The organism is Pseudomonas sp. 24 E 13, from assembly GCF_900004715.1.
Lineage (GTDB): Bacteria > Pseudomonadota > Gammaproteobacteria > Pseudomonadales > Pseudomonadaceae > Aquipseudomonas > Aquipseudomonas orientalis_A.
The window spans coordinates 9,408-31,194 of sequence record NZ_CVTO01000148.1 but is presented as its reverse complement, the minus strand read 5'-3'; the positions used below and the strand labels follow the sequence as shown (position 1 = coordinate 31,194).

The 21,787-nt window shown below is 61.4% G+C and carries 22 protein-coding genes; 6 read left to right on the top strand and 16 right to left on the bottom strand.

Annotation, left to right across the window (positions count from 1 at the left end):
* Nucleotide 1 precedes the first annotated feature (1 nt).
* The 6 genes from BFP90_RS21075 to ubiE are packed head-to-tail and all read right to left on the bottom strand — an operon-like array spanning nt 2 to nt 4,069.
* Nucleotides 2–280 carry a twin-arginine translocase TatA/TatE family subunit gene (locus BFP90_RS21075; protein WP_065885720.1) on the bottom strand — a complete coding sequence of 93 codons (279 nt, stop codon included), beginning with the start codon at nt 278–280 and terminating at the stop codon, nt 2–4.
* Between the two features lie 25 nt (nt 281–305).
* Entirely contained in the window at nt 306–638 is a 333-nt protein-coding gene (locus tag BFP90_RS21070) for a phosphoribosyl-ATP diphosphatase (protein WP_057724443.1), read from the bottom strand.
* A gap of 2 nt (nt 639–640) precedes the next feature.
* Nucleotides 641–1,033 carry a phosphoribosyl-AMP cyclohydrolase gene (hisI, locus tag BFP90_RS21065; RefSeq protein WP_065893709.1) on the bottom strand — a complete coding sequence of 131 codons (393 nt, stop codon included), beginning with the start codon at nt 1,031–1,033 and terminating at the stop codon, nt 641–643.
* A gap of 41 nt (nt 1,034–1,074) precedes the next feature.
* Complete coding sequence (gene ubiB / locus BFP90_RS21060) at nt 1,075–2,679, bottom strand: ubiquinone biosynthesis regulatory protein kinase UbiB (RefSeq protein ID WP_065893708.1); 1,605 nt, start codon at nt 2,677–2,679, stop codon at nt 1,075–1,077.
* The gene (locus BFP90_RS21055; protein WP_065893707.1) at nt 2,676–3,299 is read right to left on the bottom strand and encodes a ubiquinone biosynthesis accessory factor UbiJ; all 624 of its coding nucleotides are present in this window, start codon (nt 3,297–3,299) and stop codon (nt 2,676–2,678) included. Before BFP90_RS21055 ends, ubiB begins: the two co-directional genes overlap by 4 nt.
* Nucleotides 3,299–4,069 (bottom strand): bifunctional demethylmenaquinone methyltransferase/2-methoxy-6-polyprenyl-1,4-benzoquinol methylase UbiE, encoded by a 771-nt coding sequence (gene ubiE / locus BFP90_RS21050; RefSeq protein ID WP_003171186.1) that lies wholly within the window; start codon nt 4,067–4,069, stop codon nt 3,299–3,301. The genes BFP90_RS21055 and ubiE overlap by 1 nt, the downstream gene beginning before the upstream one ends.
* 144 nt (nt 4,070–4,213) lie before the next feature.
* Here ubiE and BFP90_RS21045 point away from each other — a divergent pair, with 144 nt between their 5' ends.
* The 3 genes from BFP90_RS21045 (at nt 4,214) to BFP90_RS21035 (ending at nt 5,862) form a co-directional block, all read left to right on the top strand.
* On the top strand, nt 4,214–4,489 hold the full coding sequence (locus tag BFP90_RS21045) for a polyhydroxyalkanoic acid system family protein (RefSeq protein WP_065893706.1): 276 nt from the start codon (nt 4,214–4,216) through the stop codon (nt 4,487–4,489).
* Nucleotides 4,490–4,593: 104 nt separating this feature from the next.
* Nucleotides 4,594–5,016, top strand: coding sequence for a phasin family protein (locus tag BFP90_RS21040; RefSeq protein WP_065885715.1), 423 nt, complete (start codon nt 4,594–4,596; stop codon nt 5,014–5,016).
* A gap of 12 nt (nt 5,017–5,028) precedes the next feature.
* Nucleotides 5,029–5,862: a phasin family protein gene (locus BFP90_RS21035; protein WP_065897899.1), complete on the top strand. Its 834-nt coding sequence runs from the start codon at nt 5,029–5,031 to the stop codon at nt 5,860–5,862.
* A gap of 127 nt (nt 5,863–5,989) precedes the next feature.
* Here the strand turns inward: BFP90_RS21035 and BFP90_RS21030 are convergent, their stop codons facing one another.
* The 10 genes from BFP90_RS21030 to BFP90_RS20985 all read right to left on the bottom strand — a co-directional run bounded on the left by BFP90_RS21030 (nt 5,990) and on the right by BFP90_RS20985 (nt 18,853).
* On the bottom strand, nt 5,990–6,610 hold the full coding sequence (locus BFP90_RS21030; protein ID WP_065897898.1) for a TetR/AcrR family transcriptional regulator: 621 nt from the start codon (nt 6,608–6,610) through the stop codon (nt 5,990–5,992).
* A gap of 26 nt (nt 6,611–6,636) precedes the next feature.
* On the bottom strand, nt 6,637–8,319 hold the full coding sequence (gene phaC, locus BFP90_RS21025; RefSeq protein WP_065897897.1) for a class II poly(R)-hydroxyalkanoic acid synthase: 1,683 nt from the start codon (nt 8,317–8,319) through the stop codon (nt 6,637–6,639).
* An 89-nt stretch (nt 8,320–8,408) separates the two neighbouring features.
* Nucleotides 8,409–9,254: a poly(3-hydroxyalkanoate) depolymerase gene (gene phaZ / locus BFP90_RS21020; protein ID WP_065893702.1), complete on the bottom strand. Its 846-nt coding sequence runs from the start codon at nt 9,252–9,254 to the stop codon at nt 8,409–8,411.
* An 86-nt stretch (nt 9,255–9,340) separates the two neighbouring features.
* Complete coding sequence (gene phaC, locus BFP90_RS21015; RefSeq protein WP_065885710.1) at nt 9,341–11,020, bottom strand: class II poly(R)-hydroxyalkanoic acid synthase; 1,680 nt, start codon at nt 11,018–11,020, stop codon at nt 9,341–9,343.
* Nucleotides 11,021–11,267: 247 nt separating this feature from the next.
* Nucleotides 11,268–11,645 (bottom strand): gamma-butyrobetaine hydroxylase-like domain-containing protein, encoded by a 378-nt coding sequence (locus tag BFP90_RS21010; RefSeq protein ID WP_065897896.1) that lies wholly within the window; start codon nt 11,643–11,645, stop codon nt 11,268–11,270.
* Between the two features lie 148 nt (nt 11,646–11,793).
* Nucleotides 11,794–13,131: an ATP-dependent protease ATPase subunit HslU gene (gene hslU / locus BFP90_RS21005; protein WP_057724431.1), complete on the bottom strand. Its 1,338-nt coding sequence runs from the start codon at nt 13,129–13,131 to the stop codon at nt 11,794–11,796.
* 37 nt (nt 13,132–13,168) lie between these two features.
* Complete coding sequence (gene hslV, locus BFP90_RS21000; protein ID WP_065885707.1) at nt 13,169–13,699, bottom strand: ATP-dependent protease subunit HslV; 531 nt, start codon at nt 13,697–13,699, stop codon at nt 13,169–13,171.
* 257 nt (nt 13,700–13,956) lie between these two features.
* Nucleotides 13,957–14,658, bottom strand: coding sequence for an SPOR domain-containing protein (locus BFP90_RS20995; RefSeq protein ID WP_065897895.1), 702 nt, complete (start codon nt 14,656–14,658; stop codon nt 13,957–13,959).
* Between the two features lies 1 nt (nt 14,659).
* On the bottom strand, nt 14,660–16,396 hold the full coding sequence (gene argS, locus BFP90_RS20990; protein WP_065897894.1) for an arginine--tRNA ligase: 1,737 nt from the start codon (nt 16,394–16,396) through the stop codon (nt 14,660–14,662).
* A 237-nt stretch (nt 16,397–16,633) separates the two neighbouring features.
* Entirely contained in the window at nt 16,634–18,853 is a 2,220-nt protein-coding gene (locus BFP90_RS20985; protein WP_065897893.1) for a primosomal protein N', read from the bottom strand.
* A gap of 213 nt (nt 18,854–19,066) precedes the next feature.
* Here BFP90_RS20985 and rpmE point away from each other — a divergent pair, with 213 nt between their 5' ends.
* The 3 genes from rpmE (at nt 19,067) to BFP90_RS20970 (ending at nt 21,574) form a co-directional block, all read left to right on the top strand.
* Nucleotides 19,067–19,303: a 50S ribosomal protein L31 gene (rpmE, locus tag BFP90_RS20980; RefSeq protein WP_003237330.1), complete on the top strand. Its 237-nt coding sequence runs from the start codon at nt 19,067–19,069 to the stop codon at nt 19,301–19,303.
* 14 nt (nt 19,304–19,317) lie between these two features.
* Nucleotides 19,318–20,115 carry a thermonuclease family protein gene (locus BFP90_RS20975; protein ID WP_065897892.1) on the top strand — a complete coding sequence of 266 codons (798 nt, stop codon included), beginning with the start codon at nt 19,318–19,320 and terminating at the stop codon, nt 20,113–20,115.
* Nucleotides 20,116–20,305: 190 nt separating this feature from the next.
* Nucleotides 20,306–21,574, top strand: coding sequence for a malic enzyme-like NAD(P)-binding protein (locus BFP90_RS20970; RefSeq protein WP_065893697.1), 1,269 nt, complete (start codon nt 20,306–20,308; stop codon nt 21,572–21,574).
* Nucleotides 21,575–21,787 lie beyond the last annotated feature (213 nt).

Here is a 21,787-nt window from a genome sequence, read left to right as displayed (position 1 = left end):
CTCACGAGTCTTTGCGGGTCGGCTCTTCGACTTTTTCAGCCTGCACGTCGAAGGTACGACGCTCGGTGATCGGCTGGGCGGCCTGCGGGTGCACAGGCTGGGCCGGTGGAACCGGGTTTGCAGTGGGTTCTGCCGGCTTTTCGTCGTCGTTCATGGCTTTGCGAAAGCCCTTGATCGACTCGCCGACATCGGTGCCCAGGTTCTTGAGTTTCTTGGTGCCGAACACCAGTACCACGACCACCAGAATGACGATCCAGTGTTTCCAGTCAAAAATACCCATGCTGCAAATCCTCGATAAAAGTTGTTCAGGTGGACGGGCGTGCAGCCTTCTCGGCGTGCCCGGACAGGCCGAAGCGACGGTCCAGTTCATCCAGCACGGCCTGTGGATGCTGCCCCAGTTGGGCGAGCATGACCAGGCTATGGAACCACAGGTCGGCGGTCTCATAGATGACATCGCTGCAATCGCCGCTGATCTGCGCATCCTTGGCGGCAATGATCGTTTCGACGGATTCTTCGCCGAGTTTTTCCAGGATCTTGTTCAGACCCTTGTGATAGAGGCTGGCGACATAGGAACTGTCGGCATCCGCGCCCTTGCGCTCTTCCAGCACCTGGGCCACGCGGTTGAGGGTATCGCTCATGGTCAGTGTCCTGCCGAATAAATGGCGTGCGGGTCTTTGAGCACCGGTTCCACCACCTTCCATTCGCCGTTCTCGAACACGCGATAGAAGCAACTGTGACGGCCGGTGTGGCAGGCGATGCCGCCGATCTGTTCGACCTTGAGGATCACCACGTCGGCATCGCAGTCCAGGCGCAGCTCATGCAGGGTTTGCACATGCCCGGACTCTTCGCCCTTGCGCCACAGTTTGCCACGCGAACGTGACCAGTAGATGGCGCGCTGCTCGGCGGCGGTCAGGCTCAGGGCCTCGCGGTTCATCCAGGCCATCATCAGCACGCGCCCGGTCTTGTAGTCCTGGGCAATGGCCGGCACCAGGCCGTCACTGTCCCACTTGATCTCGTCCAGCCAGTCTTTCATGTTCGGCTCCGGCAATTTGCGACAGTGTATAACCGGATGGGTTATCGACGCACGATCAGATAAACGCCCACGGCGACCATGATCGCGGCCGGCCAGTAGCTCAGTTGATTCAACGGTCCGCCAATCGCCAGCATGACCCCACCCACCAGATGCGCGGCGCCGAGCAGGCGCAGGAACCAGTCGTCCTTGCGCTTGCGCCATGGCGGCTCAGGGTCCCTGGCGTGAGGCTGGGACATGCGCTCAAGCAGGTCGCGGGTCATGTTGGCCAGGTGCGGCAGCTGTTCCATCTGGCTGTGCAGGTTGCCCAGCATGGTCTTCGGGCTCATCCGCTCACGCATCCAACGTTCCAGGAACGGCTGCGCGGTGTTCCACAGATCGAGGTCCGGGTACAGCTGGCGGCCCAGGCCTTCGATGTTGAGCAAGGTTTTCTGCAGCAGCACCAACTGCGGCTGCACTTCCATATTGAAGCGCCGCGCGGTCTGGAACAGGCGCATCAGCACCTGACCGAAGGAAATATCCTTTAACGGTTTTTCAAAGATCGGTTCGCACACGGTGCGGATCGCCGCTTCGAATTCATTCAGTTTGGTTTCCGCCGGCACCCAGCCCGAATCAATGTGCAACTGCGCCACGCGGCGATAGTCACGCTTGAAAAAGGCGAACAGGTTACGCGCCAGGTAGTCCTGGTCTTCCGGCGTGAGGCTGCCGACGATGCCGCAGTCGATCGCAATGTACTGCGGGCTCCACGGGTTGACGGTGCTCACGAAGATGTTGCCCGGGTGCATGTCGGCGTGGAAGAAACTGTCGCGGAACACCTGGGTGAAGAAAATCTCCACGCCGCGCTCGGCGAGCATTTTCATGTCGGTGCGCTGGTCGGCCAGGGTCGCGAGGTCGGTGACTTGCACGCCGTAGATGCGCTCCATCACCAGCACTTTGGGGCGGCACCAGTCCCAATACACTTGCGGCACGTACAGCAGCTGCGAGCCTTCGAAGTTGCGGCGCAGCTGGCTGGCGTTGGCCGCTTCGCGCAGCAGGTCGAGTTCGTCGTAGATGGTTTTTTCGTAGTCGGCCACCACATCCACCGGATGCAGCAGGCGCGCATCGGCGGAGAACCGTTCGGCGGCGCGGGCCAGGATGAACAGCCACGCCAGGTCCTGGCCGATGATCGGCTTGAGGCCCGGGCGAATCACCTTCACCACCACTTCTTCACCGCTCTTGAGCTGCGCGGCATGCACCTGCGCAACCGAGGCCGAAGCCAGCGGCTCGACATCGAAGCGGCTGAACACCTCGCTGATCTTCCTGCCCAGTTGCTCTTCGATCAGCTTCATCGACAACTGCGAATCGAACGGCGGCACACGGTCCTGCAGCAGCATCAGCTCATCGGCGATGTCTTCGGGCAGCAAGTCGCGGCGGGTCGACAAAATCTGCCCGAACTTGATGAAGATCGGCCCCAGGTCCTGCAACGCCAGGCGCACGCGAGCACCTCGGCTCAGTTCCAGTTTTCTGCGCGGCAACCAGCGCCACGGCAGCACATAGCGCACCGCGAGCAGGAACCATGGCAGGGGCAGGGCAAACAGCAGGTCATCGAGGCGGTAGCGGATTACGACGCGCTGGATACGAAACAAACGGCGGACGGCGAGCAGCTTCATGCGTTATCGCTTGGATCAAGGGAACGGCTCAGGCGCTCGAAGCGGGCCTCGAGACGTTCCAGGTCGATTTTGGCCTTGTCGAGCTCACGAAAGCGCGCTTGCGCTTCCCGTTGCCCGACCAGGGTGCGCGATTCTTCGCTCAAGTATTCGGCGAGGTTCTGGTTGAGGCTGGCGAACCCTTGCTGGTACCAGCGCGAACGGCTGCGCAGGTGCCCGCCGAGCAACTGGGTGGCGACGGGGCCGAGCCAGCGCGAGAGTTCGTATTCCCAGTCCAGCTCCAGGTCCTGCAGCACGGCGGCCAGGTCCATCAGCACCGCGCTGTCGCCTTCCAGCGCCACTTCGGGGCTGTGCAGGATAGCGGTCTTGTTGCGGCTCAGGGCCAGGTGCACCAGGCTGGCGGCGGGCGCACGCAGGGTGCAGTCGGCCTCGGCGGCCCATTGCGACGCGAGCAGCAGGCCCTCATCGCTGGGCAGGATGAACAGCTGCAAGGCAGGGCTGCGGCAATCGACGGCGATAACTTTGCCGGTCAGGTGCGCAAGCCGCGCCAGGGCGGTGCTGTCCAGGCGCAAAACACGGTTGAGGCCGTGCTCGACGCTGGCGAGAAGGCCTGCGAGCAGCATCAGGGCTTGATGCCGCGGTGCAGGGCGACGATGCCCGAGGTCATGTTGTGGTAGGTCACGCGGTCGAAACCGGCCTCCACCATCATCGACTTCAGGGTTTCCTGGTCGGGGTGCATGCGGATCGATTCGGCCAGGTAGCGGTAGCTCTCGGCATCATTGGTGATCAGCTTGCCCATCAACGGCATGAAGGCGAACGAATAGGTGTCGTACACCTTGGACATCAGCGCGTTGGTCGGCTTGGAGAATTCCAGCACCAGCAGGCGGCCACCCGGTTTGAGCACGCGCAGCATCGAGCGTATCGCGTCTTCCTTGTGGGTGACGTTGCGCAGACCGAAAGCGATGGTCACGCAATCGAAGTGGTTGTCGGGGAACGGCAGTTTTTCCGCATCGGCCTGGACGAATTCGATATTGCCGGCCACGCCCTTGTCGAGCAGGCGGTCGCGACCGACCTTGAGCATCGAGCCGTTGATATCGGCCAGTACCACCTGGCCGGTAGGCCCTACCAGCTTGGAAAACTTGGCGGCCAAATCGCCCGTGCCGCCGGCGATGTCGAGCACGCGATTGCCGGTGCGTACGCCCGACAATTCGATGGTGAAACGCTTCCACAGGCGGTGCATGCCACCGGAGAGCACGTCGTTCATCAAGTCGTACTTGGCGGCTACGGAGTGGAACACCTCAGCGACTTTTTCCGCTTTCTGGCTTTCCGGGACGTTCTTGAAGCCGAAGTGAGTGGTGGGTTCGGCATCGCTGCCTTTGCGCTGATCAGTCATATCGCTGTCACCAAAAGAGAATGCGGGACATGATAATCCCCGGGGCCTGCTTTGTCTTGGCAAGGCTGAAGGTAAGATAGGTGCTTATCGAGACCTTTTGCCGCATGGAAGGTTTCCAAGCCCTCATAGAAAGGAGCCATTGCAATGGCGCGTATAACCGTTGAGCGTGAGCATTCCCTGGGTAAAGCCGCCGCACGGGCGAAGGCCGACACGCTGGCGCAGAAACTCAAGGATAAATATGGCGTGGAGTCGTCGTGGTCCGGCGATTCCCTGAACCTCAAGCGGTCGGGCGTTAAAGGCACCGTTCAGGTCTTTGATGATGCATTGCGTATCGATGTTGAACTGGGCCTGTTGATGTCGGCCATGAGCGGTACCCTCAAGTCCGAAATCGAAAAAGCCCTGGATAAAGCGCTGGCCTGATTCGACGCTCTTAGGGTGCCGATTCTAATTTTTCACCCTACGTTGTGCCCAAGCCCCCAACTCCGGCGGGCGGTTCCTCCACCCGGTTCTATGTGAGGTGCACCATGGCCAACGTTATTTTGCAGAAAAAAATCGACAGTCAGACCACTGCCCTGAGTGAGGTCAAACGCTATGCCCGCAGGATCTGGCTGGCGGGTCTTGGTGCCTACGCCAAGGTCGGCAGCGAGGGCGGCGAATACTTCAATGAGCTGGTTAAGAGCGGTCAACATATTGAAAGTAAAAGCAAAAAAGTTGCCATTGAACAACTTGATGCCGCTAACAGTCAGATTGATCAAGTAAAGAGTAACGTATCGAGTGTCGGCCGCCGGGTTGAAGTTCAACTGGATAAAGTTGAAAAAGCATTTGACTCGCGTGTTGCAAGTGCCTTGAATCGAATCGGCATTGCGTCTAAACATGACGTTGAGACACTCTCTGCTAAGCTCGAAGAGCTGACGGCATTGCTCGAACGTGTCGCGCGTAAACACTAAGGAGACATCGGGATGGCTGTTAAAAAAACTACTCAGAAAGAAGGCAGCTCGTGGGTCGGGGAAGTTGAAAAATATTCCCGAAAGATCTGGCTTGCTGGTTTAGGCGTGTATTCGAAGGTGAGCAGTGACGGCGGCAAGTACTTCGAGACGCTGGTCAAGGACGGCGAGAAGGCCGAGAAGTTGACCAAGAGCACTGTGGGTAAAAAAGTCGATGCGGCCAAGGCGAGCGCAGGTTCGGCCAAGTCGAGTATTTCCGACACGTGGAACAAGTTGGAAGAAACCTTCGACAAACGCCTCAACAGTGCCATTTCGCGACTGGGCGTGCCGAGCAAGGCAGAGCTTAAAACGCTGCACAGCAAGGTCGACACCCTGACCAAGCAAATCGAAAAACTCACAGGCGCCAAAGTGGCGCCAGCCAAGACTGCCGCCGCCAAGCCTGCGGCAAAACCGGCCGCCAAACCGGCTGCAAAACCTGCGGCCAAGGCGCCCGCCAAAGCTGCTGCAAAACCGGCCGCCAAGCCCGCAGCCAAAACCGCTGCCGCCAAACCGGCCACCAAGCCTGCCGCTAAGCCAGTGGCCGCTAAAGCCGCTGCAAAACCTGCGGCTAAACCGGCTGCCAAACCAGCCGCTGCGAAGTCAGCAGCCAAGCCTGCGGCAAAACCTGCAGCGGCAAAAAAGCCCGCGGTAGCGAAAAAGCCAGCAGCGCAAAAGACTGCTGCGTCGGCCAAGCCGGCAACAGCGGCAGCACCGGCCGCTTCGACAGCCAATTCGGTGTCCGCACCGTCGCACACGGCTGCTACCCCGACTGCAACGCCGGTAACGCCGACGCCATCCAGTCAGTCCTGATTTTCACAGGGCACAAAAACGCCCGGCCTGCGAAGGTCGGGCGTTTTTTTATCACAGATCGTTCCCACGCTCCCGCGTGGGAATGCAGCCCGTGACGCTCTGCGTCACCTGTGTGATCAGGGGGGCTTCAATCCACGTCATCCAGATATTTCAGCGCGAACCTCTCGGTCGCCAGCCGTGCCGGCATCAGCAGATGCGGCGCCACCAGCATCATGACCTGATACACCACCACCCGCACCTCACCTTTGCGATCCAGGATTCGCTGGTAATCCAGGGAAAACAGCAGGGTCAGGGTGATCTGCTCCACCAACTGCCCCAGCGCCTGGGTGTCACTGACCAGTTGCCCCGCGGTTTTCAACCGCGCCAACAATGAAGCCAGGGTGCGCTTGAGCGCCGTGAGCAGGTTGCGAATGCCCTTGGCCAGCTTCGGCAGGCGCCCGGCCAGGTTCGACAGGTCCTGGAACAGGAATCGGTAGTGGGCCATGCGCTCGACAATCAGGTGCAGGAACAGCCAGTAATCCTCGGCCTCCAGTTGCGCATCGGCAGGAGGGTCGAGCAGCGGTGCCAACTCGCCTTGAAAACGTTCGAACAGCCCCAGCACCAACGGCTCCTTGCCATGGAAGTGGTAGTAGAGGTTGCCGGGGCTGATCCCCATTTCATTGGCCACCTCCATGGTCGACACATTCGGCTCGCCCTTGTGGTTGAACAACTGCAGGGCACATTCAAGGATACGGTCGCGGGTCTTCATCCAGCCTCTTAGTCTGATCGTTGAGCTCAGCGCACGCGCACGTAGGTGCCTGGCGCCGCTTCCATCGGTGGGTAGTTCTGGTTGCCCAGGGCGGTGAGGGTTTCGCGTTGCACGCCCGAACGTTGCTGAATCCACGCCAGCCATTGCGGCCACCAGCTGCCTTCGACGTGATTGGCGTCGTAGTACCAGGCGCGCGGGTCGCTGCTCAGCCTGGGGTTCTCGACGTAGTTGGCCTTCGGGTTGCCGGGCGGGTTGAGGATGCTCTGGATATGCCCGCTGTTGGACAGGACGAAGCGCCGCTCGCCGCCCAGCAGTTGGGTGGATCGGTACACCGCGTCCCACGGCGTAATGTGATCGTTGATGCCGGCCACGCTGAAGCTGTCTACGGTGACCTTCTGCAAGTCGATGGGGGTGCCGCACACCTCAAGGCCTCCCGGATGCCTCAGCGGGTTGTGCTTGAAGAAATCCAACAGGTCGCCGTGCAGCGCGGCGGGCAGGCGCGTGTTGTCGTTGTTCCAGTACAGGATGTCGAAGGCGGGCGGTTCCTTGCCCAGCAGGTAGTTGTTGACCCAGTAGTTCCAGATCAGGTCATTGGGGCGCATCCAGGCGAACACCTTGGCCATGTCGCGACCGTCCAGTACACCTTGTTGGTAAGAGCGGCGCTTGGCGGCTTCAAGGGTCTGTTCATCGGCGAACAACGTGGCCGGGCCGTCGATCTGACTGTCGAGCAAGCTCACCAGGTAACTGGCGCTGGCGATGCGCCGCAACTGGCGCTTGGCTTGCAGGTGGCCTTGCAGTGCGGCGATGGTCAGGCCGCCGGCGCAGGCGCCCATCAGGTTGACCGCGCGTGCGCCGGTGATTGCCCGGCAGGCGTTGAGGGCTTCCTCCAGCGCCGCCACGTAGGTGGACAGGCCCCATTCGCGATGTCGCACATCCGGATTGCGCCAGCTGACCATAAAGGTCTGCAGCCCGTTTTTCAGCGCATATTGCACAAAGCTGTTAGCCGGGCTGAGGTCGAATATGTAGAACTTGTTGATTTGCGGCGGCACCACCAGCAAGGGCTTGGCGTATTGTTTTTCGCTCATGGGCTTGTATTGGATCAGCTCCAGCAGCTCATTGCGAAACACCACCGAGCCCGGCGTGGTGGCAACGGTCTTGCCCACTTCGAAAGCGTGCTTGCTGACCTGACGCGGCAGGCCGTTGTTGTGCAGCAGGTCTTCGAACAAATGGCTGACTCCGCGCACCACGCTGTTGCCGCCGGAGTTGAGCAACTCCTTGATGGCCAGCGGGTTGAGCAGCGTGTTGGAGGGCGATACGGCGTCGTTGAGCAGGGCGAACGCGAACTGTGCGCGTGCACGGTCGTCCGCGCTGAGGGTGCTGTCGTCGATCCAGTTGCGCGTGTGTTTTTGCCAGCTCAAGTAGGCTTGCAGGCTGCGCCGGTACAGCGGGTTGAGCGCCCAGGTGGGGTCTTTGAAGCGGCTGTCGTTGGGGTTGGGCTCATGCACCGTGTCCCCCAGCAACACGCGGCCCAGTTGGCCGCTCAGGGCCAGGGCGTGGCGTGCGGTGTGCAACGGGTTGCGCAGGCCATGGGCCGCCACGGTGCGCAGGGTCGACAGCAGGTCGCGACCGCGCAGGCCGGTGATCGCGTTTTGCGCGTTGATGAACGCAGCGGGGGTGGGCGCCGGGTTCGTCACGGGTCTGTCTCGCATGAGCCAACACTCCTTCGTCAAGCCATCAAGAGGCACGCCAATTCAGAACCATAGTCGGTTCCTGGCAAGTTGCGCGGCGGTGTGGTCCTTCACACCGCCGGTCGCGGATGTATCACGGCGCGCAGGCGCTCCTCTTCGAGAAACTTCATGATGATCGGCGCCACGGCTTCCGCGCGGGTGATCAGGAATAAATGGCCATCATCGATGATGTGCAACTGCGCATTGGGGATGCGCCAGGCGAGCATGCGCATGTTGATCAGCGGAATCAGCGGGTCGTCGTCCCCGGCCAGGACCAGGGTCGGCTGGCGGATCTTGTGCAGCCAATGGATGCTGGTCCAGCCCAGCCCCGCGAACAGCTGCCAGTAATAGCCCAGCTTGCCGGCCGAGCGCACTTTGCTGGCATGTTCGGCGGCCAGCTTGGCGTCGCGGCGGAACGAACCGCCGTAAATCATCGGCGCAATGCGCACCACGTGGGACGGCTGGATATAGCGCCGGGGGCTGGCCATCAGCCACAGCACCTTGGGCTTGCCGGGCACCATAAAGGCGCCGGCAGCCGTGGCCGCCAGGATCAACTTCTTGCAGCGCTCGGGGTAGTCATAGGCGAACTGCTGCGCCAGTGCACCGCCCCAGGACACCCCCACCGCATTCACCTGGCCGTAATCCAGGTAATCGAGCATGCGCGCCGTCAGCTTGGCCAGGCCGGGGAAGCGATAGGGCCGGTTTGGCGTGGAGGAGCCGCCCACCCCTGGCACATCGAAGGCGATCACTTCCAGGTCCGGGTCCAGGGCCTGGATGAACGGAAACACCAGCTCCAGGTTGGCGCCGATGCCGTTGAAGATCAGCAGCGGGGTCAAGTGCGGCTTGCCCGGTCGTACCGCCGTGCGGATGGCCTGGCCATCCAGGTCGATGGTACGGAAGATGAACGGTTGCGGCATGCTCAAGCCCTGTGAAGTGTTACAGGAGAAATGCGGTCAAAATGTGGGAGGGGGCTTGCCCCCTCCCACATTGACCGCATTTCAATTTAGCGTTCGTGTACATAGGTGCCTGGTGCCGCTTCGGCCGCAGCGTAGGTTTTATTACCTAATGTCGTCGGGGCTTTTTTCAATTTCCCCGCCCGCTCCGCCTGCCATGCCTGCCAGTGCAGCCACCACGAATCGGTATGCTTGGTCGCGTTTTCCTGCCATTGCAGTGCCGTGCCCGCCAGGCCATCGCTGGTCTGGTAGCGCGACTTGGGGTTGCCCGGCGGGTTGAGGATGCTCTGGATATGCCCGCTGCTGGACAGCACGAACTCCACCTTGCCGCCAAACAACTGCGCCGACTTGTAGCAGGACTGCCAGGGCGTGATGTGGTCGTTGGTGCCGGCCAGTGAATAGATATCGGCCGTGACCTGCTTGAGATCGATGGGCGTGCCGCACACTTCCAGTGCATTGGCGCGTACCAACGGGTTGTTCTTGAACAGCTCGATCAGGTCGCCATGGAAGGCGGCCGGCAGGCGTGTGGTGTCGTTGTTCCAGAACAGGATGTCGAACACCGGCGGCTCGTTGCCCAGCAGGTAATTGTTGACCCAGTAATTCCAGATCAGGTCGTTGGGCCGCATCCACGCAAACACCTTGGCCATGTCACGGCCTTCCAGTACGCCGGCCTGATAGGAATGACGCTTCGCCGCTTCGAGCGTCTGTTCATCGACGAACAGCGCCACTTGGGTGTCCAGCGTGGTGTCCAGCACACTCACCAGCAGGGTCAGGGCGTTGACTTTTTTCTCCCCCAGCGCCGCGTAGTGGCCCAGCAGCGCGGTGCAGGTGATGCCGCCGGAGCAGGCGCCCAGCATGTTCACGTCCTTGCTGCCGGTAATCGCCGTGATCACATCGACGGCTTCCTTGAGCGCTTCGATATAGGTCGACAGGCCCCACTCGCGCTGGGCCTTGGTCGGGTTGCGCCAGCTGACGATAAAGGTCTGCTGCCCATTGCGCAGGCAGAAGCGCGCCAGGCTTTTGTCCGGGCTCAGGTCGAATACATAGAATTTATTGATCTGCGGCGGCACCACCAGCAGCGGTCGCTCGTGTACCTGCTCGGTGATGGGCTTGTACTGGATCAGCTCCAGCACATCATTGCGAAAGACCACGGCGCCTTCGGTGGTGCCCAGGCTCTTGCCCACTTCAAAGGCGCCCATGTTGACCTGGCTTGGCATGCCGCCGTTGTGCACCATGTCCTTGGCCAGGTGGGACAGGCCGTCGAGCAGGCTTTTGCCGCCGGTTTCAAAGAAGCGTTTGACGGCCGCCGGGTTGGCCGCGCTGTTGGTGGGGGCCATGGCTTCAGTCATCAGGTTGATCACGAAGTGGCCACGACTGATGTCCTGTTCCGATAGATTGCTGTCACCGATCCAGTCGTGCAGCTCCTTGCGCCACGCCAGGTAAGTCTGCAGGTAGCGCTTGTAGAGCGGGTTCTGGCTCCAGGCCGGGTCATGGAAGCGACGGTCATCGCTCTCCGGCACCAGCGCCGATTTGCCGAACATGACGTTCTTGAGCTCCACCCCGAAATGGGCGACGTGTTTGACGCTGTGTAACGGTTGCTTGATGGCTTGGGTGAGCACCATCTTCGCCGAGGCCAATAAGTCCTTTTTGCGTAACGCGATGATCGGGTTCAACCCCAGGGTGTTTTCCGAGGCCTGGCGTTTCAAGTCATCGTTATTCTTGTTACTCATCTACGACGCTCCATTGTCCGAAAGACGAGTACCGGCGATTTCCGCGCACCCATTTCGATACACGACACCAGCCTGGTACTGCGCTCGGGTGACCGTTGATACCACATCGTCAAATGCAGGGAACTTGCCAGTTCCATTGGTTACCCGAGTTTAATTTTTTTCGCAAGCGGGCCAATCGTTGACCACGAGACAGGGCATTCAAGCAGATGAAATTAGAAAATGCCCTCTAAAGAGCAAGAGGCCTGGACTAGAGCATCAGCCGCACGACCGACTGACTCGGGTCGCGGGTTTTTCCGGCCGCTTTGAGCTCGGCCAGGTAATCGGCCCACAGCGCGTCCTGACGCACGGCCAGTTGATAAAGGTAGTCCCAGGTGAACAATCCGCTGTCATGGCCGTCGTCGAAGGTCAATTTCAGTGCGTACTGGCCGGCCGGTTCCAGCTTGATCAATTTAACGTTGAGCTTGCCGAATTGCAGGATGGGTTTGCCGTGGCCCTGGACCTCGGCGGAAGGCGAGTGCACGCGCAGGAATTCGGCGGGCAGTTGGTAGGTTTCGTTCGGGCCGTAGGTGAGGCCCAGGGTGTTGGAGGTTTTATGCAGGTTTACAGCAGTAGGAAATTTCGACATTGGAGATAACCCTGAAGGAACCGGCCTAACAATGTGAGAGGGGGCTTGCCCCCGATAGCCGTGTGTCAGTCAGCATACATCTGTCTGACAGACCGCTATCGGGGGCAAGCCCCCTCCCACATTGAAGCGAAGCAATTCTGTGTGAGGCTTACAGAATATAGCGCGACAAGTCTTCGTTCTGCGCCAATTCGCCCAGGTGGCTGTTGACGTAATCCGCGTCGATCTTGATCGCTTCGCCATTCTGCGCACCGGCCATGTCGCCGGCGCTGAAGGACACCTCTTCGAGCAGGCGCTCAAGCAAGGTGTGCAGGCGACGCGCACCGATGTTCTCGGTCTTCTCGTTGACCTGCCAGGCAATCTCCGCCAGGCGCTTGATCCCGTCCGGTTGGAATTCGATGCCCAGGCCTTCGGTTTTCAGCAATTCGCGGTACTGCTCGGTCAGTGAGGCATGCGGCTCGCTGAGAATGCGCTCGAAGTCGCCCGGGGTCAGCGCCTTGAGTTCCACGCGGATCGGCAGGCGGCCTTGCAGCTCAGGCACCAGGTCGCTTGGCTTGCTCAGGTGGAAAGCACCGGAGGCGATAAACAGGATGTGGTCGGTCTTGACCATGCCCAGCTTGGTGTTGACCGTGCAGCCTTCGATCAGTGGCAGCAGGTCGCGCTGTACGCCCTCGCGGGACACATCGACGCCGCCGGAGTTGCCGCGCTTGGCCACTTTGTCGATCTCATCGATAAACACGATGCCGTGCTGCTCGACCGCTTCCAGGGCCTTGGCCTTGAGTTCTTCCTCATTGACCAGGCGTCCGGCTTCTTCGTCGCGCACCAGCTTCAGGGCCTCTTTCACCTTGAGCTTGCGGCTTTTCTTCTTGCCCTTGCCCATGTTGGCGAACAGGTTCTGCAACTGGCTGGTCATTTCTTCCATGCCCGGGGGCGCGGAAATATCGACGCCCGACACTTCGGCCACTTCGATCTCGATTTCCTTGTCGTCCAACTGGCCTTCACGCAGGCGCTTGCGGAACAGCTGGCGGGTGTTGGAATCCGATGACGGCGCGGCGTCTTCGTTGAAGCCCATGCGGGCCGGTGGCAACAGCGCGTCGAGGATGCGCTCTTCGGCAGCATCTTCGGCGCGATGGCTGACCTTGGTCACTTCCTGCTCGCGCAGCATCTTCAGGGCGGCGTCGGCCAGGTCACGAATGATCGACTCCACATCGCGGCCCACATAGCCGACTTCGGTGAATTTGGTGGCCTCGACCTTGATGAACGGGGCATTGGCCAGTTTGGCCAGGCGCCGGGCGATTTCGGTTTTACCGACGCCGGTCGGGCCGATCATCAGGATGTTCTTGGGCGTTACTTCAACGCGCAGTTCTTCGGGCAGTTGCATCCGGCGCCAGCGGTTACGCAGCGCAATTGCAACGGCGCGCTTGGCATCGTCCTGGCCGATGATATGGCGATTGAGTTCATGGACGATTTCGCGGGGAGTCATGGACATAGTGTTTGGCGGCCTCAAGCGGGAATAAGCCTACGGCTTACTCGGCGAGGTCCTGCTCCTCAATGGTGTGGTTGTGGTTGGTGAACACGCAGATATCGCCGGCGATACCCAGGGCGGTCTCGACGATTTCACGGGCCGACAGGTCGGTCTTCTTCAACAGCGCGCTGGCCGCAGCCTGTGCATAGCCGCCACCGGAACCCATGGCGATCAGGCCGTGTTCAGGTTCAACCACATCGCCGTTGCCGGTGATGATCAGGGACGCGTCTTTGTTGGCGACCGCCAGCATGGCTTCGAGGCGGCTGAGGGAACGGTCGGTGCGCCATTCCTTGGCGAGTTCGACGGCGGCACGCACCAGATGGCCCTGGTGCTTTTCGAGCTGGCCTTCGAAACGTTCGAACAGGGTGAAGGCATCGGCGGTAGCGCCGGCGAACCCGGCGAGCACCTGGCCGTGGTACAGGCGACGCACTTTCTTGGCGTTGCCTTTCATCACGGTATTGCCCAGGGAAACCTGGCCGTCGCCGCCCATGACAACTTTGCCGTGGCGACGTACTGAAACGATGGTGGTCAAGGGGAGAGTCTCCACGCAGCGGGGCGAAAATGCCCTGATGGAACTCATATGGGGGTGGCGAGGGGGATTTCAACCGTAGGACGGCAGTGCGGACGAGTGGTGTTTATTGATCCGACACCTGTTCAAGAACACCGCAAAACCAAATGTGGGAGGGGGCTTGCCCCCGATTGCGGTGTATCAGTCGCTGAATATATTGACTGGTCTACCGCCATCGGGAGCAAGCCCCCTCCCACATTAGTCCTGCTATGTCTTCGAGATCAGCGGCTCTGGCGTTGTTGTAACAGCAGGTTGCTAAACCCGGCGCCCGCCAATTGTTTCTGCGCCACGGTCAGCTGTTCGCGGTTGCTGAACGGGCCTACCAGCACGCGATACCAGGTCGCTTCCTTCACGGTGCCGGATTCCACCGTCACCGACTGGCCCAGCAGAATGATCTGCGTGCGTACACGGTCTGCGTCCGCCTGTTTGGGGAACGAGCCCGCCTGCAGGAAGAACTTGGTCACCGGCGCGGCCTTGGTCTCTGCCACTGGAGGTGCCGGTGGCGGCGTGATGCCGGCCAATGCCGCCTGGGCGCGCGCGGTATCGATCTTCGCCGCTTCCGCTGGGGTTACCGGCGTGGTCGGCACTTGCGGCGTCGGCAGGGTTTTTTCCGGCACGGCGTCGGGCGGCACGATCACTTCCGATTCCGGCAGCAGCGTGTAGAAATCGTACTTGGGCTTCACCGGAACCGTCGGGCTCGGCGCAGTCTTGTTGGCCTCGGCGATTTTCGTGGCTTTCTGCTGCTCCTGTTTGACGCGCTTGACGTCATCGCCCTGGCCGGGCTCCAGCTTCATCAGAAAGACAACGAATGCGCCGACCGTGAGGCCGATCGCCATCCACAGCCAACCCGGAATCGGCTGCTTGGCCGGGGCCTGGTAGCGGCTGGCGCCGCGCTTGGGTGCAGGTTTTTTCTTGGCTGCCAACTTACATGCGCTCCAGAGTTTCCAGGCCCAACAGCTCCAGGCCTTGCTTTAGGGTCCGTCCAGCCAGTGCGGCAAGGCGCAGGCGACTTTGCTTCTGGGCTTCATCGTCGGCGCTGAGGATCGGGCAGTTCTCGTAGAAGCTGGAAAACAGGCCGGCCACTTCGTACAGGTAGGTGCAGAGGATATGCGGCGTGCCTTTCTCGCCGACGCTGTTGAGCACTTCGCCGAACTGCGCGAGCTTGGCGGCCAGTTCCTGCTCATGAGGTGCGTCCAGCACGATTTGGCCTTCAACCTCGCTGAAGTCCTTGCCCAGTTTGCGGAACACACCGGCCACACGGGTGTAGGCGTACAGCAGGTACGGGGCGGTGTTGCCTTCGAAGTTGAGCATCAGGTCGAAGTTGAAGCTGTAGTCGCTGGTGCGGTGCTTGGACAGGTCGGCGTATTTCACCGCGCCAATGCCGACCACGCGGGCGATATTGCGCAGGTCGGCCTCGGCCAGTTCGGGGTTCTTTTCCTTGACCAGGCTGTAGGCGCGCTCCTGGGCTTCGGTCAGCAGGTCGATCAGCTTCACGGTGCCGCCATCGCGGGTCTTGAACGGGCGGCCATCGGCGCCGTTCATGGTACCGAAACCCATGTGTTCCATATGCATCGGGTGGGTGACGAAACCGGCGCGGCGAGCCACTTCGAACACTTGCTGGAAGTGCAGGGCCTGGCGCTGATCGACGAAATACAGCGCGCGATCGGCCTTGAGCACGCCGCTGCGGTAGCGCACGGCGGCCAGGTCGGTGGTGGCATAGAGATAACCGCCATCGGCCTTGACGATGATCACCGGCAGCGGTTCGCCATCGGCGGTCTTGAATTCCTCAAGGAACACGCACTGCGCACCGTTGCTCTCGACCAGCAGGCCAGCGGCCTTGAGGTCGTTGACCACATTGATCAGGTCGTCGTTGTAGGCGCTTTCGCCCATCACGTCGGCCATGGTCAATTTGACGTTGAGCAGCTCGTAGATTTCCTGGCAGTGGGACAGGGAGATATCGCGGAAACGCCCCCACAGCGCCAGGCATTCCTCATCGCCCGCTTGCAGCTTGACCACCAGGCTGCGCGCACGGTCGGCAAACTCTTCGGATTCGTCAAAGCGCTTTTTGGCGGCACGGTAGAAGTTTTCCAGGTCGGCCAGCTCGTTGCTGGTGATCGGGTTTTCCTGCAGGTAGGCCATCAGCATGCCGAACTGGGTGCCCCAGTCGCCCACGTGGTTCTGACGGATGACGGTGTCACCGAGAAACTCCAGGACCCGCGCCACGCCGTCGCCGATGATGGTCGAGCGCAGGTGGCCGACGTGCATCTCCTTGGCCAGGTTAGGTGCCGACAGGTCGATCGCCACGCGCTGCGCCGGGCCAGCCTTGCGCACGCCGATGTGGGCGTCGGCCAGGGCGGCATCCAGGCGCGCGGCCAGGGCCTGGGTATTCTGGAAGAAGTTTATAAAGCCTGGGCCTGCGATTTCGGCCTTGGTGACACTGGCGTCGGCCGGCAGCGCGGCGATGATTTTTTCCGCGAGGTCGCGAGGCTTCATGCCCGCAGGCTTGGACAGCATCATCGCGATGTTGCTGGCGAAGTCGCCGTGGGTCTTGTCGCGGGTGTTCTCCACCTGGATCGCCGGCGACAGGCCTTCAGGCAACACACCTTCGTTGACGAGTTGGGTGAGGGCTTGTTGGATCAGCTGGCGAATGGTGTCTTTCATGGTGTTCTCTTTCGACCGCAAGCGGCGGCGCGCGATGCGCAGGTGGAAAAACTGGGCATTATCCGTGGCGAGGGCGGGCTTGCCAACCTTCGCAGGACCTGCGGAGCCTTTTTAGGTGACCCTACTCACTGTAGGAGCGAGCTTGCTCGCGAAAAACCTGAGGGCGTCGCGTTTATCCAGAATAAACGCAGTGTGCTTGAGTTTTTCGCGAGCAAGCTCGCTCCTGCAGGGGACGGCTTAATACAAATCGACCGGGTCCACATCCAGTGACCATCGCACCTGCCGGCCGCTGGGCATTTGCTCCAGGGCCAGCAACCAGCTGCTCAATAGCCGATGCAGCGGCGCGCGGGACGTTGCCTGCAAGAGTAGCTGGGCCCGATACCGCCCGGCACGGCGTTCCATGGGCGCGGGCACCGGGCCGAGCAGCTCGATGCCGCTCAGACCCAGCTCTGCCAGCAAACGTTCAGCGGCGCTGCAGGCTTCGTCCAGAAAGCCTTCGGCCTGGCCCGGTTTATGCGCCTCGGCGCGCAGCAGCGCCAGGTGCGCAAACGGCGGCAGCCCGGCGGCGCGGCGCTCGCTCAAGGCCTGTTCGGCGAAGGCAAAGTAACCTTGTTCGGTCAGTTGAATCAGCAGCGGGTGGTCGGCCAGGTGCGTCTGGATAATCACCCGGCCCGGCTCTTCGGCACGCCCTGCGCGGCCGGCGACCTGCACGATCAGCTGCGCCATGCGCTCACTGGCGCGGAAGTCGCCGGAGAATAAGCCACCGTCGGCATCCAGGATCGACACCAGGGTCACCCGCGGAAAATGATGCCCTTTGGCAAGCATCTGCGTGCCGACTAGGATGCACGGCTGGCCTTTCTGGATGGTGGCGAACAGTTGGTTCATCGCGTCTTTGCGCGACGTACTGTCGCGGTCCACCCGCAGCACCGGGTAATCCGGGAACAGAATGCCCAGGCGCTCTTCGGCGCGCTCGGTGCCCGCGCCGACCGGGCGCAGGTCGACCTTGCCGCATTGTGGGCAGTGGCGGGGCACAGGTTCCACATGGCCGCAGTGGTGGCAGCGCAGTTCGCCGTAGCGCTGATGCACGGTCATGCGCGCATCGCAACGCTCGCATTCGGACATCCAGCCACAGTCATGGCACAACAGCGTCGGCGCAAAACCGCGGCGGTTGAGGAACACCAGGACTTGCTGGCCGGCGGCGAGGGTCTGGCCGATGGCTTGCTGCATCGGTCCGGAAATACCGCTGTCCAGCGGTCGGCTTTTGACATCCAGGCGCAGGAAGCGCGGTTGCTTGGCGCCACCTGCGCGTTCATTCAGGCGTAGCAGGCCATAACGACCGGTGTAGGCGTTATGCAGGCTTTCCAGGGAAGGCGTGGCCGAACCCAGCACAATCGGGATGTCTTCCTGGCGCGCACGCACCAGGGCCAGGTCGCGGGCGTGGTAACGCAGGCCTTCCTGTTGTTTATACGAGCCGTCGTGCTCTTCGTCGATGATGATCAGGCCCGGATTTTTCATCGGGGTGAACAGTGCCGAGCGCGTGCCGATAATAATGTCGGCTTCGCCGTCCCGCGCCGCCAGCCATGACTCCAGGCGCTCACGGTCGTTGACCGCCGAGTGCACCAGGGCGATGCGGGCGTTGAAACGCTGTTCGAAACGCGCCAGGGTTTGCGGGCCGAGGTTGATCTCGGGGATCAGCACCAGCGCCTGTTTGCCGGCCTGCAAGGTTTCGCGGATCAACTGCAAATACACTTCGGTCTTGCCGCTGCCGGTGACGCCGGCCAGCAGGAACGCATGGAAACTGTCGAACCCTGCGCGGATCGCTTCATAGGCGGCGCGTTGTTCGGGGTTCAGCGGCAGCTCCGGCTGGGCCAGCCAGTGTTCATGGCGCGGGTCGGGGGCGTGCTTGCGGATCTCCACCTGCACCAGCCCCTTGGCCAGCAGCAGGTCGAGGCTGTCCTTGCTCAGCATCAGCTTGCTCAATAGCTGATGAGCCACGCCGTGGGGGTGCTGCGCCAGGGTGGCGAGGGCTTCACGTTGGCGCGGCGCGCGGGCGATGCGTGGGTCGTCCAGGCGCGCGCCGGGAACCATCGACCAGAAACGTTCCTGGCGCGCTTCGGCCAGTTCGCCCTGGCGCAGCAGCACCGGCAGCGCCCAGCTCAGGGTATCGCCCAGGCTGTGCTGGTAATACTGCGCGGTCCACAGGCACAGCTTGAACAGCGCGGGCGGCAGCGGCGCGGTGGCGTCGAGGATGGCGATGGCCGGCTTGAGCTTTTCGGCGGGCACTTCGCTGTGGTCGGTGACTTCCACCAGGATACCGATCATCTCCCTACGCCCGAACGGCACGCGCACGCGCATGCCGGGCTCCAACTGCGCACGCGGCACACCCGCCGGCGCCCGGTAATCGAACAGGCGGCGCAGCGGCGAGGGCAGGGCGAGGCGCAAAATGGCGTCGGGCACGCGGAGGGTCTCATCTAGGCAGGTGGTGGCGCAGGGGCGGGAGCCTAGCAGACAGGGGAGGGCTTGGGTATGCCGTGGTTTTCTGATGAAAGGCGGTTTTCAGTCGGATGTGCGGCTTGCGTGATTGAAAAGGTCTGTTAGAATTCGCGGCCTAATTACGTGCGGTATTCGACAATAGTGTCGAGTGGCGGCACGCTAGCCCGAGGAAGTGCCATGAAAGCCGATATCCATCCAGCGTACGAAACCATCGAAGTTACCTGCAGCTGCGGCAACAAGTTCGAAACCCGTTCGAACCTGTGCAAGCCACTGGGTACTGACGTATGCAACGAGTGCCACCCGTTCTACACCGGTAAGCAGAAAACTCTGGACACCGGCGGCCGTGTACAGCGCTTCGCAGATCGCTTTGGTGCTTTCGGCAAGAAGCCTGCTGCTGCTACTCCGGCAGAGTAAGGCTCAAAAGCCTTATGGGCTTTTGCCAGCTGTTGAAAAAGGCGTCCCTCGCGGGCGCCTTTTTTGTGCCTGCGATTTGGCTATCTGCCGCCCAGGCCCACGTGTTCTGCCCCGCGCCGGCGTCGGTGGCGCCGGTGCATGTGCAGCGCGTAGTGGATGGCGACACTGTGCGCCTCAAGGATGGCCGCAGCGTTCGGATGATCGGTATCAACGCGCCGGAGACCGGTAAGAAGGGCCGCTCCGACGAGCCGTTTGCGGCTGCCGCGCGCCAGCGTCTGCAGGCATTGGTCAATGCCAGTGACGGGCGTCTCGGGCTGGTGCCGGGGCGCGAGGGTAAAGATCGCTACGGGCGAACCCTTGCCCACCTGTATGGCGCCGACGGCAACAACCTTGAGGCACAGTTGCTGGCTGAGGGCCTGGGGTTTCAGGTGGGTGTCGCGCCGAATGTCGAGCTGGTCGCCTGTCAGCAGGCTGCTGAAAACAGTGCGCGTGACGCGCGGTTGGGGCTTTGGCGGCAATCGCCGGTACAGAGCGTGGCGCAACTCAAGCGGTCCGGGTTCGCTTTGGTCAGCGGGCGGGTCAGCACGATCGAACGCAATCGCGGTGGCGTCTGGATCCAGTTGCACGGCTCACTGGTATTACGCATTGCGCCTGATCGGGTCCGTTTATTCGATACCGCCATGCTTAATGGTCTGCAAGGCAAGACAATCGAGGCGCGTGGCTGGGTGCAGGACCGCTCCAGGCGCGGCGGGCCGAAAGACCCTCAGGCGCGTTGGCTGTTGCCGCTCACCGATCCGAGCATGCTTGGCTGAGCGCAATAATAAAAAATTGTAGACATTTTTTTATTCGATTGTGAACAGTCTAGCCCTTGTATCCCGTGGCTTTAGACTAAAGTACGCCGCAGCAGGGCCTTGACACCTGTGACTGACCAGTCTTGTAGGGGCTTTACGACACGCGTATCCTCGGCGGTCCGTCGACCAACAGTAAAAGCGGAATGCCGATATGTCTGATTTGAAAACTGCCGCTCTCGAATATCATGCCAATCCTCGTCCAGGAAAGCTGAGTGTAGAGCTCACCAAAGCCACTGCCACCGCCCGTGATCTGTCGCTGGCCTACAGCCCTGGCGTTGCCGAGCCCGTACGTGAAATCGCCCGCGACCCCGAGCTGGCATACAAGTACACCGGCAAGGGCAACCTGGTTGCAGTGATTTCTGATGGCACCGCGATCCTGGGCCTGGGTAACCTCGGCCCATTGGCGTCCAAGCCGGTCATGGAAGGCAAGGGCGTGCTGTTCAAGCGCTTTGCCGGCATCGATGTTTTCGACATCGAAGTCGACTCCGAGAGCCCGCAGGCCTTCATCGACACCGTTAAACGCATTTCCATCACCTTCGGTGGCATCAACCTGGAAGACATCAAGGCACCCGAGTGCTTCGAGATCGAAAAGGCGCTGATCGAACAGTGTGACATCCCGGTATTCCACGATGACCAGCACGGCACCGCGATCGTTACCGCAGCCGGCATGATCAACGCCCTGGAGATCGCCGGCAAAACCCTGGGTGAGGCGAAGATCGTCTGCCTGGGCGCCGGCGCTGCGGCCATTTCCTGCATGAAGCTGATCATCAGCATGGGCGCCAAGCTGGAAAACATCTACATGGTCGACAGCAAGGGCGTGATCCAGTCCGAGCGTACCGACCTGAACCAGTACAAGGCGATGTTTGCCCACCCGTCCTCCAAGCGCACCCTGGCTGACGCCCTTGACGGTGCTGACGTGTTCGTCGGCCTGTCCGGCCCGAACCTGCTGAGCGCCGAAGGCCTGAAGTCGATGGCGCCGAACCCTATCGTGTTCGCCTGCTCCAACCCGGACCCGGAAATCGCCCCGGAACTGGCCCACGCCACCCGCGACGACGTGATCATGGCCACCGGCCGTTCGGACTACCCGAACCAGGTCAACAACGTGTTGGGTTTCCCGTTCATCTTCCGTGGTGCCCTGGACGTTCGCGCCAAGCGCATCAACGAAGAAATGAAAGTAGCGGCCGCCAACGCCCTGCGTGAACTGGCCAAGCTGCCGGTGCCGCAGGATGTCTGCGACGCCTACGGTGGCGCCAAGCTGGAATTCGGTCGTGAGTACATCATCCCGAAACCTATGGACAAGCGCCTGATCACCCTGATCTCCGATGCCGTGGCCAAGGCTGCAATCGAGACTGGTGTGGCAACCCTGCCGTATCCGAAGAACTACCCGCTGCAAAGCGTGGATGATGTGTTCAACGGCTAAGCCTGCGTAGCGCACCCACGAAAAAGCCCCGGCTCTCGCGAGTCGGGGCTTTTTTGTGTCTGGCGTTTAAATTGAGCCTTGTGGCGCTCTAAATGTGGGAGGGGGCTTGCCCCCGATGGCGGCCTCAGGGCCGACCAGGATGCTGGATTGGGTTGAGTACATATCCGTTTCTGCGGTAACGGCTGCTTAGGGTTCCGCCCTGACGGCGGGTCA

What these genes read in the sequence shown, in the direction of transcription:
- BFP90_RS21075 (WP_065885720.1), bottom strand. Translation starts at nt 280, where the DNA reads ATGGGTATTTTTGACTGGAAACACTGGATCGTCATTCTGGTGGTCGTG.
- BFP90_RS21070 (WP_057724443.1), bottom strand. Translation starts at nt 638, where the DNA reads ATGAGCGATACCCTCAACCGCGTGGCCCAGGTGCTGGAAGAGCGCAAG.
- hisI (WP_065893709.1), bottom strand. Translation starts at nt 1,033, where the DNA reads ATGAAAGACTGGCTGGACGAGATCAAGTGGGACAGTGACGGCCTGGTG.
- ubiB (WP_065893708.1), bottom strand. Translation starts at nt 2,679, where the DNA reads ATGAAGCTGCTCGCCGTCCGCCGTTTGTTTCGTATCCAGCGCGTCGTA.
- BFP90_RS21055 (WP_065893707.1), bottom strand. Translation starts at nt 3,299, where the DNA reads ATGCTGCTCGCAGGCCTTCTCGCCAGCGTCGAGCACGGCCTCAACCGT.
- ubiE (WP_003171186.1), bottom strand. Translation starts at nt 4,069, where the DNA reads ATGACTGATCAGCGCAAAGGCAGCGATGCCGAACCCACCACTCACTTC.
- BFP90_RS21045 (WP_065893706.1), top strand. Translation starts at nt 4,214, where the DNA reads ATGGCGCGTATAACCGTTGAGCGTGAGCATTCCCTGGGTAAAGCCGCC.
- BFP90_RS21040 (WP_065885715.1), top strand. Translation starts at nt 4,594, where the DNA reads ATGGCCAACGTTATTTTGCAGAAAAAAATCGACAGTCAGACCACTGCC.
- BFP90_RS21035 (WP_065897899.1), top strand. Translation starts at nt 5,029, where the DNA reads ATGGCTGTTAAAAAAACTACTCAGAAAGAAGGCAGCTCGTGGGTCGGG.
- BFP90_RS21030 (WP_065897898.1), bottom strand. Translation starts at nt 6,610, where the DNA reads ATGAAGACCCGCGACCGTATCCTTGAATGTGCCCTGCAGTTGTTCAAC.
- phaC (WP_065897897.1), bottom strand. Translation starts at nt 8,319, where the DNA reads ATGCGAGACAGACCCGTGACGAACCCGGCGCCCACCCCCGCTGCGTTC.
- phaZ (WP_065893702.1), bottom strand. Translation starts at nt 9,254, where the DNA reads ATGCCGCAACCGTTCATCTTCCGTACCATCGACCTGGATGGCCAGGCC.
- phaC (WP_065885710.1), bottom strand. Translation starts at nt 11,020, where the DNA reads ATGAGTAACAAGAATAACGATGACTTGAAACGCCAGGCCTCGGAAAAC.
- BFP90_RS21010 (WP_065897896.1), bottom strand. Translation starts at nt 11,645, where the DNA reads ATGTCGAAATTTCCTACTGCTGTAAACCTGCATAAAACCTCCAACACC.
- hslU (WP_057724431.1), bottom strand. Translation starts at nt 13,131, where the DNA reads ATGTCCATGACTCCCCGCGAAATCGTCCATGAACTCAATCGCCATATC.
- argS (WP_065897894.1), bottom strand. Translation starts at nt 16,396, where the DNA reads ATGAAAGACACCATTCGCCAGCTGATCCAACAAGCCCTCACCCAACTC.
- rpmE (WP_003237330.1), top strand. Translation starts at nt 19,067, where the DNA reads ATGAAAGCCGATATCCATCCAGCGTACGAAACCATCGAAGTTACCTGC.
- BFP90_RS20975 (WP_065897892.1), top strand. Translation starts at nt 19,318, where the DNA reads ATGGGCTTTTGCCAGCTGTTGAAAAAGGCGTCCCTCGCGGGCGCCTTT.
- BFP90_RS20970 (WP_065893697.1), top strand. Translation starts at nt 20,306, where the DNA reads ATGTCTGATTTGAAAACTGCCGCTCTCGAATATCATGCCAATCCTCGT.